This window comes from Acidimicrobiia bacterium (genome assembly GCA_035651955.1).
Taxonomy (GTDB): domain Bacteria; phylum Actinomycetota; class Acidimicrobiia; order IMCC26256; family JAMXLJ01; genus JAMXLJ01.
In genome coordinates, this window is record DASRES010000085.1 from 53,936 (window position 1) to 67,242 (window position 13,307).

14 protein-coding genes and 1 pseudogene are annotated in these 13,307 nt (G+C 72.4%); 9 read left to right on the forward strand and 6 right to left on the reverse strand.

Annotated elements, in window-relative coordinates:
* The first annotated feature begins 23 nt into the window (after nt 1-23).
* Nucleotides 24-1,226 (forward strand): Rieske 2Fe-2S domain-containing protein, encoded by a 1,203-nt coding sequence (locus VFC33_18335; GenBank protein HZR15200.1) that lies wholly within the window; start codon nt 24-26, stop codon nt 1,224-1,226.
* A gap of 50 nt (nt 1,227-1,276) precedes the next feature.
* On the opposite strand, the gene VFC33_18340 is transcribed toward VFC33_18335, so the two are convergent.
* Entirely contained in the window at nt 1,277-1,501 is a 225-nt protein-coding gene (locus tag VFC33_18340) for a hypothetical protein (GenBank protein HZR15201.1), read from the reverse strand.
* Between VFC33_18340 and VFC33_18345 the strand changes: the two genes are divergently transcribed.
* Nucleotides 1,500-1,895, forward strand: coding sequence for a PPOX class F420-dependent oxidoreductase (locus VFC33_18345; protein HZR15202.1), 396 nt, complete (start codon nt 1,500-1,502; stop codon nt 1,893-1,895). The two genes, VFC33_18340 and VFC33_18345, sit on opposite strands and share 2 nt — an antisense overlap.
* A gap of 65 nt (nt 1,896-1,960) precedes the next feature.
* On the opposite strand, the pseudogene VFC33_18350 reads toward VFC33_18345, so the two are convergent.
* Nucleotides 1,961-2,380: pseudogene (locus tag VFC33_18350) on the reverse strand (universal stress protein).
* Nucleotides 2,381-2,499: 119 nt separating this feature from the next.
* A complete protein-coding gene (locus VFC33_18355) occupies nt 2,500-2,784 on the reverse strand; it encodes a universal stress protein (GenBank protein ID HZR15203.1) in 285 nt (94 codons plus the stop codon).
* A 146-nt stretch (nt 2,785-2,930) separates the two neighbouring features.
* Between VFC33_18355 and VFC33_18360 the strand changes: the two genes are divergently transcribed.
* The 5 genes from VFC33_18360 to VFC33_18380 all read left to right on the forward strand — a co-directional run bounded on the left by VFC33_18360 (nt 2,931) and on the right by VFC33_18380 (nt 7,895).
* Nucleotides 2,931-3,473: a flavin reductase family protein gene (locus tag VFC33_18360; protein ID HZR15204.1), complete on the forward strand. Its 543-nt coding sequence runs from the start codon at nt 2,931-2,933 to the stop codon at nt 3,471-3,473.
* Between the two features lie 16 nt (nt 3,474-3,489).
* Nucleotides 3,490-4,077 carry a TMEM165/GDT1 family protein gene (locus VFC33_18365; protein ID HZR15205.1) on the forward strand — a complete coding sequence of 196 codons (588 nt, stop codon included), beginning with the start codon at nt 3,490-3,492 and terminating at the stop codon, nt 4,075-4,077.
* A gap of 177 nt (nt 4,078-4,254) precedes the next feature.
* The gene (locus VFC33_18370) at nt 4,255-5,277 is read left to right on the forward strand and encodes a prenyltransferase (GenBank protein HZR15206.1); all 1,023 of its coding nucleotides are present in this window, start codon (nt 4,255-4,257) and stop codon (nt 5,275-5,277) included.
* A 5-nt stretch (nt 5,278-5,282) separates the two neighbouring features.
* A complete protein-coding gene (locus VFC33_18375) occupies nt 5,283-6,200 on the forward strand; it encodes a DMT family transporter (GenBank protein ID HZR15207.1) in 918 nt (305 codons plus the stop codon).
* Nucleotides 6,201-6,257: 57 nt separating this feature from the next.
* Complete coding sequence (locus tag VFC33_18380) at nt 6,258-7,895, forward strand: long-chain fatty acid--CoA ligase (GenBank protein ID HZR15208.1); 1,638 nt, start codon at nt 6,258-6,260, stop codon at nt 7,893-7,895.
* Nucleotides 7,896-8,033: 138 nt separating this feature from the next.
* Here the strand turns inward: VFC33_18380 and VFC33_18385 are convergent, their stop codons facing one another.
* Entirely contained in the window at nt 8,034-8,927 is an 894-nt protein-coding gene (locus VFC33_18385; GenBank protein HZR15209.1) for a DMT family transporter, read from the reverse strand.
* Nucleotides 8,928-8,988: 61 nt separating this feature from the next.
* On the opposite strand from VFC33_18385, the gene VFC33_18390 reads away from it, so the two are divergent.
* Entirely contained in the window at nt 8,989-10,725 is a 1,737-nt protein-coding gene (locus VFC33_18390; GenBank protein HZR15210.1) for a glycosyltransferase, read from the forward strand.
* Nucleotides 10,726-11,466, forward strand: a complete 741-nt coding sequence (locus tag VFC33_18395; GenBank protein HZR15211.1) for a polysaccharide deacetylase family protein — start codon at nt 10,726-10,728, stop codon at nt 11,464-11,466.
* A gap of 50 nt (nt 11,467-11,516) precedes the next feature.
* Here VFC33_18395 and VFC33_18400 read toward each other — a convergent pair whose 3' ends face one another.
* Together VFC33_18400 and VFC33_18405 are read right to left on the reverse strand one after the other, a co-directional pair.
* On the reverse strand, nt 11,517-12,428 hold the full coding sequence (locus tag VFC33_18400; GenBank protein ID HZR15212.1) for a TIGR03619 family F420-dependent LLM class oxidoreductase: 912 nt from the start codon (nt 12,426-12,428) through the stop codon (nt 11,517-11,519).
* 52 nt (nt 12,429-12,480) lie between these two features.
* On the reverse strand, nt 12,481-13,307 hold an 827-nt coding region (locus VFC33_18405), incomplete at its 5' end, for an acyl-CoA dehydrogenase family protein (GenBank protein HZR15213.1).

Sequence of the window (13,307 nt, forward strand, 5' to 3'; positions counted from 1 at the left end):
GGAGTTCCGTAGGTTTCGTGCGCGTGTCCCGCGGTTCACGTGCCGTTCCCGACGCGCGCCGGCTCCCCGCCATGCCGGGCTGGGTGGTCCTCCCGCTCCGGGCGTTCCTCGGTGTGACGTTCACGTTCGCAGGGCTGCAGAAGCTCGCGGACCACAACTACTTCGACTCGTCGTCGCCTTCGTCGGTGCAGGCGCAGATGCGCTCGTACGCGCGCACGAGCCCGATCCACGGCGTCGTCACGTTCGCGAGTCACCACGCGTTCGTCGTCGGACTGCTGATCGCGCTCGGCGAGCTCGCGGTCGGGATCGGCACGCTGCTCGGGCTGTGGACGCGCATCGCGGCGGTCGGCGGGATGCTGCTCTCGCTGTCGTTCCTACTCACCGCGAGCTGGCACTCCCATCCCTACTACCTCGGTCCCGACATCGTGTTCCTGTTCGCGTGGACGCCGCTCGTCGTCGCGGGCGCGGGTGACGTGCTCGCGCTCGATGGCGTGCTCGCGGCTCGGGCGCGCCGTCAGATGCGGTTGCCTGCCGCCGGCCCTGTCGCGATCGAGTTCGCCGTGGTGCGCCGGTTGTGCGGTCAGTACGACGACGGCCGTTGTCGCGCGCGTGACATGGCGGTATGCGACCCAGGCGCGTGTCCCGTCCTCGACGCGCAGCCGCGCCTGCGTCCGGCGACCGCGGAAGAGCTCGACCGGCGCACGTTCCTCGCGAAGTCGTCCGTCGCGTTGCGGGTCGGCGCGGTCGCACTCGGCGTCGGCGGTGTGACCGCGGCACTCGGCCGCGCGCTCGCACCGTCGTCACGCGACGCGGCACGCGCCGTTCCGCGACTCGGAGGCGCGACGTCGTCGTCCCCGACGACCCCGGCACCCGCGCCCACCGCCGCGCCCCCGACGACGGCAACCGCGCCGCCGCATCCGGCCGGCACCGCGATCGGCCCCGCGTCCGCCGTCCCCGTCGGTGGCGCGGCGTCGTTCACCGACCCGCGCACAGGCGGACCCGCGTACGTCGTGCAACCGGCGAGCGGTCAGTTCGTCGCGTTCAGCGCAGTGTGCACGCACCAGGGCTGCACGGTCGACGCGCCATCGAGCGGTCGGTTCCACTGCCCGTGTCACGGAGCCGTGTTCGACGCGCGCAGCGGCGCGGTGCTGCAAGGGCCCGCCCGCCGTCCGCTGCCCACGGTTCCCGTCCAGGCCGGCGGCGACGGCCTGCTCTACGTCACCTGATCCGCCGGCGAGCTCCGGGGATGCCGAGATCGGACCTTGCGTCGCGTGGCTCACTCGGCGTCGTCGCCGAACTGCGGCAGGTCGTCCTGCATCGCACACCACAGCTTCCAGATCCGGAGCAGTCGCGTCACACCGAGTCCAACGGGCGGGCGGGGCGCCGCGTGCCGCGTGGCCCGGTGACCCGCGGCACCACTCGGCCACGCTTCGGGAGACTTCGCAACCGGCCGGCACTGCTCGTGGTCGTGCGGGATGCGAGCGGTGAGGAACCGACCCATGACGGCCATCCCGAAGACGCACGAGTACCTCCTCGACGCGCAGGTCGCGACGCTCGCCACGGTGGGGCCGGACGGGCGCCCCCAGGTGTCCGAGGTGTGGTTCCTCGCTGAGGACGGCTCGGTCCGCATCTCGCTCAACACGAGTCGCCAGAAGACGAAGAACCTCGCGCGCACGTCGGCGTGCAGCCTCCTGATCCTCGACCTCGCCGACCCGTACCGGTATCTCGAGTTGCGCGGCGACGCGCGGGTCGAGCCGGGCGACGACTACGTGTTCGCGGACAAGGTCGGCGCGAAGTACGGCGCCGACCTCCGTGAGCACGACCCGCCCGGCCAGTCGCGCGTCGTCGTGACGATCGAGCCGGTGCGCGTCGACGCCGTCGACATGAGCGCCTGACGGCTCGCCGGCGAAATGCTGACGCCGGTCAGCGAGCCGTCGGCGTGACGACCCACCGGGCACGGCGCGTGTTGCGCGACCTGACGGCTGACCGAGCCGAGCACCCAGCCGGCGAACGGGCCGAGTCCACGTGACCCCAGGACGACGCGCTGCGCGTGCTGCGCGGCGCCGAGGATCACCGCCGCGGGTGAACCGAACGCGACCGTGCGCTTCACGTCGGTGACGGTCGTCGCCGCCGCGGGTGCGATCGACTTCTCGATCGCCGAGCGCGCGACGTCCTCGAACGGCGCGGGGTTCAGCGGCGTGGCGGCCATGCGTTCGTACGAGACGACCGGGAACGTCCACGCGCCCACGATCTCGACCGACGCGTCGTGCAGCGTCGCGGTCTCGTAGGCCCACTGCAGCGCCGCGGTCGCCTCGGCGGCCCCGTCGACTGCGACGACGATGCGACGCACCGGGTCGGTGGCCTCGTGACCCTCGCGCACGATCGCGACCGGGCACGCGGCGTGCTCGAGGCACGCCGTGGTGACCGAGCCGAGCAGGAGACCGCGGAACTCGCCAGCCCGCGCGATCCGAGCACGAGGAGCGCCGACCCGCGTGCCGCCTAGAGGAGCGCGGGTGCAGCTCGACCGGCGACGACCTCGGGGCGCACCGCGTGGGCGTCGTCGCCGAGCGCGTCGTGGAGGATGCGATCGAGGTCCGTGCCGATCTCGTCTCGCGCGTCGTCCGGATCGACGCGCTCGCCCGCGTTGCCGCCGTGCGTGTCCGACGAACCGGTGGCGAGGACGGCCCGCAGGTCCCACCCGCGTCGCCGTGCCTCGCGGGACGCCCAGCGCAGCGCGGCGATCGAGCTCTCGGAGCCGTCGACGCCCGCCACGATCTCGTCCATGCGTCACCACCGGTGAGACGACGCGTGCCGTCCGCGGGTGCAACGTCTCGATCCTCACCGTTCCCCGTCGCGAGCCGGTGCGAACCGGAAGCCGCGCCGTCCGGTCTCGGAGCAGGGCGACGCCGTCACGCCGTTACCCTCGCGCGATGCCCGTCCAGGAAGGTCCGGTCGGCCCCTTCCCCGAAGGCGTCGATCCCGCCGAGTACGACAAGCTCCGGCGGCGCGTGCTGTGGAAGATGCCGAGCGGCCTGTACGTCGTCGGTGCGCGCGACGGCGACCGGCGCAACGCGATGACGCTGAGCTGGGCGACGCAGGTCGGCTTCGATCCCAAGCTCGTGGCCGTCAGCATCGAGAAGGCCGCGTTCACGCACGAGCTCGTCAGGGCCGGGCGCGTGTTCGCGCTCAACATCCTCGCCCGCGAGGACCGGGCGATCGTCCGCAAGTTCACCAAGCCCGTCGAGGTCGACGTCGAGGCGTGCATGCTCAACGGGTTCCCGTTCCACGACGGCGCGACCGGCGCGCCGGTGCTCGACCAGGCGGTCGCGGTGGTCGAGTGCGAGGTCCGCGAGGAGATCGACGCCGGCCGCCACACCCTGTTCCTCGGCGAGGTCGTGACGAGCGCGTTCCAGCAGGACGAGGACACCGATGTCCTCCGCATGGAGGACACCCGCATGAGCTACGGCGGCTGACGGGAAGCACGGGTCCGTGCACCTCGGCGTCGTCGCCGCCGTCTTCCCGCTCGTGTTCGTCGGTGAGCTGCCCGACAAGACGATGTTCGCGTCGCTCGTGCTCAGCTCACGCGGCCGCGCGCTGCCTGTGTGGATCGGCGCGGCGGCCGCGTTCGTCGTCCACGTCGCGATCGCCGTCAGCGTCGGTGTCGCGATCTTCTCGGTCCTCCCGCACCGGGCGGTCGACGCGGTCGTCGCCGTGTTGTTCGGGATCGGCGCGGTGCTCGCGTTCGCGATCTCCGAGGAGACCGAGGAGCGCGAGGCCGAGGAGATGGCGCGCGCGACCACGACGCGCCGCATGGTCCTCACCGCGTTCGTCGTCGTGTTCCTGGCTGAGTGGGGCGACCTCACCCAGGTGCTGACGGCCGACCTCGCCGCGCGCTACCACTCGCCGTTCAGCGTCGGCCTGGGATCGACGCTCGCGCTCTGGGCTGTCGCGGCCATCGCCGTCGCGGGCGGCCAAGGCCTGCTCCGCTACCTGCCCGTGAAGGTCGTCCGCCGCGTGACGGGCCTCGTGCTCGTCGTGCTGACGATCGTCGCGGCCGTTGCCGCGATCCGCGGGTGAGCGCGACCGGACGGAGAACGGGGCGGACGCTCTCCGGCGCCCGCCCCGCGTGCATACCCACCCGAAACTCGTGACGCGGTCATCTTCGGGGTCGCGAGTCGCGCCGGGCAGGGTCGCACGGTCCGCGATCGCCGGGACCTAGGTCCCGGACCGGATCGCAGGCGTACGCTCTGGCGCATGGCGGACGTCACAGCACCCGCGCAGCGGCCGAGCTACGTGCGCAACTGGGCCTACGTCCTGCGCACGACGAACCCGCCCGAGGGCCACGTCGACCCGGTGTCGCGCTGGCTGGTCCTGACCCGGGCCGCGGTGCTCCCCATGACGATCACCGCCGCGCTCGTCGCGGGGCTGCTCGCGTGGTGGCTGCAGCCACACGACGTGAGCGTCGGCTGGTGGCTGCTCGCGAGCGGCGGGATCGTGCTCGCGCACGTCGCCAACAACCTGATGAACGACCTCTTCGACCTCGAGGTCGGCACCGACTCCGCCCAATATCCGCGCGCGCTGTACGCGCCGCATCCCGTGCTCTCGGGGATGATCACGCGCCGCGGGCTCGGTCTCGCCGCGCTCGCCGTCAACGTCGTCGACCTCGCGATCCTCGTCGTGCTCACGCTCGTGCGCGGATGGCCGATCGTCGGCTTCGCGCTCGGCGGGTTCCTCCTGTCCGCCGCGTACACGGCGCCGCCGTTGCGGTTGAAGAAGCACGGCCTCGGCGAGCCGACGGTGCTCGTCGTGTGGGGGCCGCTCATGGTCTGCGGGACGTACTACGCGGCGACGGGTCACCTGCCGTGGGAGATCGTCGCGGCGTCGTTCCCGTACGCGCTGCTGTGCACGACCGTCCTCATGGGCAAGCACATCGACAAGATCCCGTGGGACGCGCCCGACGGGACGCACACGCTGCCCGTCGTGCTCGGCGAGCGCACCGCACGCCGCGTGACGCAGGGGATGTGCGTCGCGTTCTACGCGCTGGTCGTCGCGCTCGTCGCAGCACGCGCGCTGCCGGTGCCGAGCCTGCTGGTGCTCCTCGCGATCCCGCGCCTGGTCCCCGTGTGGCGCGCGCTCGACGAGCCGCGTCCGGAGCAGCCACCGAAGGGCTGGCCGATCTGGCCGCTGTGGTTCGCGGGGCTGGCCTTCGCGCACACGCGCCGGGCCGGCGCGCTGTTCGTCCTCGGCCTCCTGCTCGGCGTCGTCATCGGCTTCTAGCGCGCATGAGCACAGCTGTTGCGCCCGCCGTGCGCGCGCGGCGGCGCGCGACGGCGGACTTCGCGATCGCCGGTGGCGGCGCGGTCGTCTACGGGTCGACCGTGCTGTTCAGCCGGGTCGTGGCGAAGAACGGCCTGGGACCGGTCACCGCCCTCGTCGTGCGGTTCGGGATCGCGGGGATCCTGTTGCTGTGCGTGCTCGCAGCGCGGCGCAGACCGCTGCTCCCGCCGGAGGGTGAGCGCGTCCGCGCCGTGTCGCTCGGGTTCCTCTACGTGTGCGAGTCGACGTGCTTCTTCCTCGCGCTCGAGCACGGCACCGCGGGTGCGGTCACGCTCCTGTTCTACGTGTACCCGGCCGTCGTCACCGCGGTGGAGCTCCTGCTGCGCGCGATCGCGCCACAGCGATCGGTGTTCGCCGCGATCACGCTGTCCACGGCGGGCGCGGTGGGCGTCGCCGTCGGAGGGGGGAGCGTGTCGATCGCGCCGGTCGGCATCGCGTTCGCGATGGGCTCGGTCGCGTGCTTCACGTGCTACGCGCTCGCGAGCGCACGCCTGCTGCACCGGACCGACGCGCTCACCGCGGCGGCGTGGACGGCGATCGGCGCGACCGTCGGGATGCTCGTCGTGGGCGTCGCGTCGGGCCAGTTGCGCGCGCTCGGCCCGAGCCTGCCGCCGTTGCTCGCCAACGGTGTCGCGACCGCGACCGCATTCACGCTGTTCTTCGTCGCGATCGGGCGGCTCGGCGCCTCGCGTACCTCGGTCGTCATGACGCTCGAGGCGGTGTCGGCCGTCGTCCTCACCGCGATCTTCCTCGGCGAGGCCGTCCAGCCGCTCGAGGCGCTCGGCGGCGTCGCGGTGCTCGCGGGCGCCGCGATCGCGTCGTTCGCCGGTCGTCGCCGCGGCGAGATCGCGGACACGCCGTGACAGCCTCCCGTCACGGGGCGAGAATCACCGGTCACCGTGCACAGGGGGAGGGAGCCGATGCTCCGCAGCACGATGCAGGACCAGCCGCTGTCGATCACGTCGATCCTGCGGCACGGGGAAGCCGTCTACGCGACGAGTGAGGTCGCCACCTTCGAGGGCGACCGCATCCGACGCGCGACGTTCGCCGAGGTCGCCGAACGCGCCCGTCGGCTCGCCGTCGCGCTGCGCGGGCTCGGCATCGGCGACGGTGACCGCGTCGGCACGTTCCAGTGGAACGACCAGGAGCACCTCGAGGCGTACCTCGCGCTGCCGTGCATGGGCGCGGTGCTGCACACGCTCAACATCCGGCTGTTCCCCGAGCAGCTCACCTACGTCGTCAACCACGCGGAGGACCGGGTCGTCATCGTCGACGACTCGCTCGTGCCGCTGCTCGCGAAGGTCGCGGCCGACCTGAAGACGGTCGAGCGGTTCGTCGTCGTCGGCGACGGCGACACCGCGCCGCTCAGCGACGCGCGCCCGGACGCCGAGATCGTCCGCTACGACGCGCTGCTCGCCGACGCCGACGTCACCGGCTTCGAGTGGCCCGACGTCGACGAACGGGCCGCCGCGGCGATGTGCTACACGAGCGGGACGACGGGCAACCCGAAGGGCGTCGTCTACTCGCACCGCTCGACGGTGTTGCACTCGATGGCCGCGTGCATGGCCGGCTCACTCGGCATCAGCGAGCGCGACCGCATCCTGCCGATCGTCCCGATGTTCCACGCGAACGCGTGGGGATTGCCCTACGCGGGATGGATGGCGGGCGCGGACTTCGTCATGCCCACCCGCTTCCTCCAGGCGGAGCCGCTGTGCCGGCTGATCGAACAGGAGCGGCCGACGTTCTCGGGCGCGGTGCCGACGATCTGGGCCGACATCCTCCGGTACGCCGACGAGCACCCCGTCGACCTGTCGTCGTTGCGGATGGTCGCGTGCGGCGGGTCCGCGGTGCCGCGCTCGCTGATGGAGGCGTTCCAGGAACGGCACGGCGTCCGCATCGTGCAGGCGTGGGGCATGACCGAGACGAGCCCGCTCGCCGCGGTCGCGCTCCCGCCCAAGGGCTCGCCGCCCGAGGAGGAGATGGACTGGCGCGCGAAGACCGGGCGCGTCGTCGCGGGCGTCGAGCTGCGCATCGTCGGTGACGACGGCGGCGTGCTGCCGTGGGACGGTGAGGCCGTCGGAGAGATCGAGTGCCGCGGGCCGTGGATCACCGGCGAGTACTACCGCGACCCGTCGCCCGAGAAGTTCGACGGCGAGTGGCTCCGGACCGGTGACGTCGGCACGGTCGACGAGCGGGGGTTCATCCAGATCACCGACCGCGCGAAGGACGTCATCAAGTCGGGCGGCGAGTGGATCTCCTCCGTCGAGCTCGAGGGTCACCTGATGGCGCATCCCGACGTCGTCGAGGCGAGCGTCATCGGCGTGCCCGACCCGCGCTGGACGGAGCGGCCGCTCGCATGCGTCGTGCGGTGCGCGGGGTCGCAGGTCACCGCCGACGAGCTGCGCGCGTTCCTCGCCGAGCGCATCGCGCACTGGCAGCTCCCCGAGCGGTGGGCGTTCATCGACGAGGTCCCGAAGACGAGCGTCGGCAAGTTCGACAAGAAGGTCCTCCGGGCCCGCCACGCCGAGGGCGCGCTCGTGGTCGAAGAGCTCACCTGACCCAAGCCGTTTTGTGAAGCCTCAGACACACATCGTGTGGTTGACGCTTCCCAAAATGCGGGTGGGCGTGGCCGCCGTCACATCCCCCAGCAGACCCGCCTCATACACCTCTCATCGGTCGGGGACGACCCTGGTAGCTCAGGGAAGTGGCTTCGCGGCGGGCACGTCCACGGGCACCGGCGACTCGGTCTTCGACACCTGCGCGGAGCGCACGGCCAGCACCACCACGCCGTAGACCATCGCGGCCACCGAGCAGACGATGAGCACCCAGTCGAGGATCCCGTGAGCCCCGAGCTCCTCCTTCAGGATCGTCACGCCGATGACGGCGGCGACGATCGGCTCGGCGATCGTCAACGTGGGAAGCGACGCGGCCAGCTCACCGGCCTGAAACGCGACCTGGTTCACGAGCATCCCCGCGCTCGCGAACGCGGCGAGGCCGTACACCTCCCAGTGCGTGAACAGCGGGACGATGCCTTCGGTGAGCAAGTCGACGCTGCTCTTCGTGAGCGCGGACGTGAGCCCATAGCACACGCCCGTCGCGAGCGCGAGCAACGCGGCCCGCATCGCACCGTGCGTCCGCAGCGACAGCACCGTGCACACGACGCCGATCCCCACGACGATGCCGCCCCACACGATCCAGTCCGCGAGCGGCGCGCGCTCAACTCCACCCGTCGGCGAGCCGAGGAGGAGGAAGACGGCGAGCCCGGCGCACAGGGTCGATGCAGCGATCCAGTCGTGCGCACCGAGGCGGTAGCCCGACCATGCGGCGGCGAAGGGAAGGGCGAACAGCAGCCCCGTCACGAGCAGGGGCTGGACGACGAGCAGCGAGCCGGTGCCGAGCGCGGCGGCCTGGAGGCCGAACGCGGCCCAGTCGGCGCCGTAGCCGAGCAGCCACATCGGTCGTCGGAAGAGATGCCACAAGAGGCCGACGCGCAGGCTTCGGTCGCCCGGAGCCTGTGATGCCGCCCGCTGTTGCAGCACCGACGCGGTGGCGAACAGCAACGCTGCTGCCAGCGCAAACACGTACTCCATGACAAGGAAGACGCTAGTGTCGAACGCCGTGCATCGGCGGGTCCTCATCGTTTCCGCATCGATGGGTGCGGGCCACGACGGCGCCGCGCGCGAGCTCGCGCGCCGTCTCGAGGCGCGCGGTCACACGACGAAGATCGTCGACTTCCTCGAGATGCCGCCGTTCGGCATCGGGACCCTCGTCAAGTGGTCGTACCAGCTGCAGCTCCGGCTCGCGCCGTGGAGCTACGAGTTCCTGTACCGGCTCTGGTACGTGCTGCCGTTCCTGTGGGGTCCGCTCGTCGCGTTCGACACCTGGGTGACGCGCCGCGCGTTCCAGCGCGCGGTCGCCGAGGTCGACCCCGACGTCGTCGTCACGACGTACTCCCTGTCGGCGCTCGTGCTCGGCCGGATGCGCAAGAAGGGATGGTTGCGCGTCCCGGCCGCGACGTACCTCACCGACTTCGCCGCGCACCCGCTGTGGGTCCACCCGTCGATCGACCTGCACATCGCGGTCAGCCCGATCGCGGCCGAGACCGCGCAGCAGCGGACGGGCTCGCCCGCGCGGGCGCCCGGCCCGCTCGTCAACGAGCGGTTCCGCACCGAGCGTCCCGACCGGCGCATGGCGCGTCGCGCGCTCGGGCTCGCCGACGACGACCGCGCCGTGCTCGTCGTGGCCGGGTCCTGGGGCGTCGGCGAGGTCGTGTCGACGGTCGAGACCATCAGCTCGAACGGGCGGTACCACCCGATCACGGTGTGCGGGCGCGACGAGGAGCTGAAGGTCCGCCTCGAGGAGCGCGGCCTCGGCACCGTCATCGGCTGGACGAACGACATGCCGTCGCTCATGGCGGCCGCGGACGTCCTCGTCGAGAACGCGGGTGGGCTCACCTGCATGGAGGCGTTCGCCGCCGGCCTTCCGGTGATCACGTTCCAGCCGATCCCGGGTCACGGCAAGGACAACGCCGCGACGATGGCGCGCGCGGGCGTCAACCGCTACGCGGAGGACGCCGACGCGCTGTTCGCCGCGCTCGACGAGCTCGCGGTCCCCGGTGAGGCCCGTGACGAGCTGATCGCCCGCGGCCGGGCGCTCTTCGTGGGCGACGCCGCGGACGACGTCGTCGAGCTCGCCGACCACGCCACCCTGCCTGCGGGTGTCAAGCCGTTCCGGCTGCCGCTGCGGCGCAGGATCGCGACCGGTGCCGCGGCTGCGGTCCTCGTGACGTACGGGTCGCTGACGCTCGGAGCGCAGGCCGTGTCGGCGATGGGCGTCGGCGTCGCGCGCGCACCGCGTGCCGCGGGCGCGCAGACGTTCGTCGGCGTGCGGCTGACCGCCGCCGAGCTGAACGATCCCGCGATCACCGACGAGCTCGTGCAATGGCACGTGACGGCGATCGTCGACGCGCGCACCGCGCAGGAGGCCGCGCCGGTGCTCGAACGGCTCGCGGACCAGGGCGTCGACATCGCGAACGGCGGATGGGGCGGTCACGGCAAGGGCTGGCGGTGGGAGCGCGCGCAGACCGACCTGTCGAAGGCGGGGACCGTCATCAACCGCCACTGCGGCGTGCGCGTCGCGGACTTCGCACCCGGTCGCCGGTTCGACGCGTTCGACCAGATGTGGTCGCGGCGCATGCACGAGCGCCTCGTCCTCGCGAACGCGGTGATCCGCCCCGGTCGCATCCCCGACCACCTCAAGGCGCGCAAGGTGTACCTCGTCGACGGCCGGCGTGACGCGCCTGAGGACGTGCGCCAGACGATGCTCGACCTGCAGCGCCGCCTCGACACCGACGGGCTCGCCGCCGCGCCGCTCGCCAAGCTCGTCTAGATGCCCGTCCGCCGTGACGCGCTGCTCGTCGGAGCTGGAGCCGCCGCGGGCGCGACGCTCGCAGTGGCCGCGCACGTCACGCCCGCGCTGGCGAGCATCGGCGTCGTGCGACGCGTGCTCACGCCCCGTCTCGCCGGACTGGGTGATCCGGAGCACGTCGCGCTGACGTTCGACGACGGGCCCGATCCCGCGTCGACCCCCGAGATCGTCGCCGCGCTCGATCGGCTCGGGTGGCGCGCGACGTTCTTCATGCTCGGCGAGATGGTGCGCAAGGCGCCCGGCCTCGCGGCCGAGGTCGCGGCCGCCGGCCACGAGGTCGCGGTGCACGGCGACGGGCACGTCTCGATGCTGCGACGGCCGCCGCGCGCCGCCTTCGACGACATCGAGCGCGCGCGTGACGCGATCGTCGAGGCGACGGGCGTCGAGCCGCGCTGGTTCCGTCCGCCCTACGGGACGCTGTCCGCGGGTGCGCTGCGCGGCGCACGCCGCCTGAATCTCCACACCGTGCTGTGGACGTCGTGGGGACGCGACTGGCGACCCGAGGCGACGCCCGAGACCGTCGTGCACGACGTGCTGCGCGGTCACGTCGCCGGCGGCACCGTGCTGCTGCACGACTCCGACTGCACGTCGTCACCCGGCTCGTGGCATGCGACCGTCGGCGCGCTCCCGTTGCTCGCCGACGAGCTCGGTGCGCGCGGTCTGCGGGTCGGTCCGGTCGGCGAGCACGACCTCGTGGCCTGACCGCGCCCTCACGCTTCACAGAAGCCCGGGGTGCGTGGCTCGCGGACGCGTCAGGTCTGGAGGTCGAGGGTCGCGTCGGCGAGCGCGGCGAGCTCGTCGGGCCAGGAGACATGCGGCGCACCGAGTGGCACCGGCACGAGCTTCGAGAACCCGACCGCGAGGAATTCCTCGAGCCGGGCGCGGAGTGCGTCGTGACCGACGGGGATGACGCGCCGCGGGTCGACGCCCGGTAGCCGCGACGCGAGTGCCGCCACGAGCTGGTCCGGCAGCTCGCCGTGCGCGTACGCGACGAGTGCGCCCCAGTGCTCGGTGTCGATCGCGCGCCCCACTTCGCCCGCCGCGGTGATGACCGTCTCGCGGCCCTGCGCGACGTCGACCGGTACGCAGAAGCTCGGGAGCCACCCGTCCGCGAGACGGCCGACGCGGCGCAGCTCGCTCGGCGCGCGGCCGCCGAGCCACACGTCGAGCGGTTGCTGCACGGGCTTCGGGAGGACGGTGACGTCGCGGTAGTGGAACCGCGCGCCGTCGTGGTCGACGTGGTCCTCGGTCCAGAGCCGGCGCAACAACGGGAGCGCCTCGTCGAACCACGGCGCGCGCTCCTCGCGCGTCACGCCGAACGCCTGCTGCTCGACCGGGCTGACGACGCCGAGCCCGAACGCCGGCAGCGCCCGTCCACCCGAGAGCCGGTCGAGGCTGGCCCACGACTTCGCGAGCAGCACCGGGTTGCGACCGGGCAGCACCTGCACGCTCGTGCCGAGCTTCATGCGGCGCGTCCGGCCGGCCGCGACGGCGAGCGCGACCAGCGGGTCGGGCGACGGCCCGGTCGCGCGCTCCGAGAGCCACAGCGAGTCGAACCCGAGGTCCTCGAGCGCGTCGACGAGATCGGCGAACCCCCGGCCGTCGAGCTCGGCCGCCACGCCAAGCCCGAACCCGACCCGGACCTTCACCGCCGTGACGTCCATGCGTCGCTCCTCGTCGTATCACGACGTTCAGCGACGCATGGACGGGAGGGGGTCACCCGCGCACCCACTCGTACTTGCGCAGCTCGCGGCGGGCGATCTGCTGCTTGTGCACCTCGTCGGGGCCGTCGACGAGGTGCAGCGTGCGTGCATGCGTGTACATCGCGGCCAGCGGCCAGTCGTCGGACACGCCCGCGCCGCCGAACAGCTGGATGGCGCGGTCGATGACGTTCGTCGCGACGCGCGCCGCGACGACCTTGATCGCGGCGATCTCGAAACGCGCGCCCTTGTTGCCGACGGCGTCCATCAGCCACGCGGCCTTCATCGTCAGGAGCCGGGCCTGCTCGATCTCGATGCGCGACTCTGCGACGCGGTCCTGCACGACGCCCTGCTCCGCGAGCGGCTTGCCGAACGGCGTGCGCAGCTGCGCGCGCTCGCACATCAGCTCCAGCGCGCGCTCGGCCATGCCGATGGCGCGCATGCAGTGGTGGATGCGACCGGGACCGAGACGGGCCTGCGCGATCGCGAACCCGCCCCCCTCCTCGCCCAGGATGTTGGACGCGGGGAGGCGCACGTTCTCGTAGAGCGTCTCGCAGTGGCCGCCGCCGGCGTCGTGCCCGAAGACGGGCAGCGTGCGCACGATCGTGACGCCGGGCGCGTCGAGCGGCACGAGGATCATCGAATGGCGGTGGTACGGGTCGGCGTCTGGGTTCGAGACGCCCATGAGGATCGCGAACTTGCACCGCTTCGACGCCGCGCCGCTCGTCCACCACTTGTGCGCGTTCACGACGTAGTGGTCGCCGTCGCGCTCGATGCGGCTCTGGATGTTCGTCGCGTCGGAGCTGGCGACGAACGGCTCGGTCATCGCGAAGCACGAGCGGA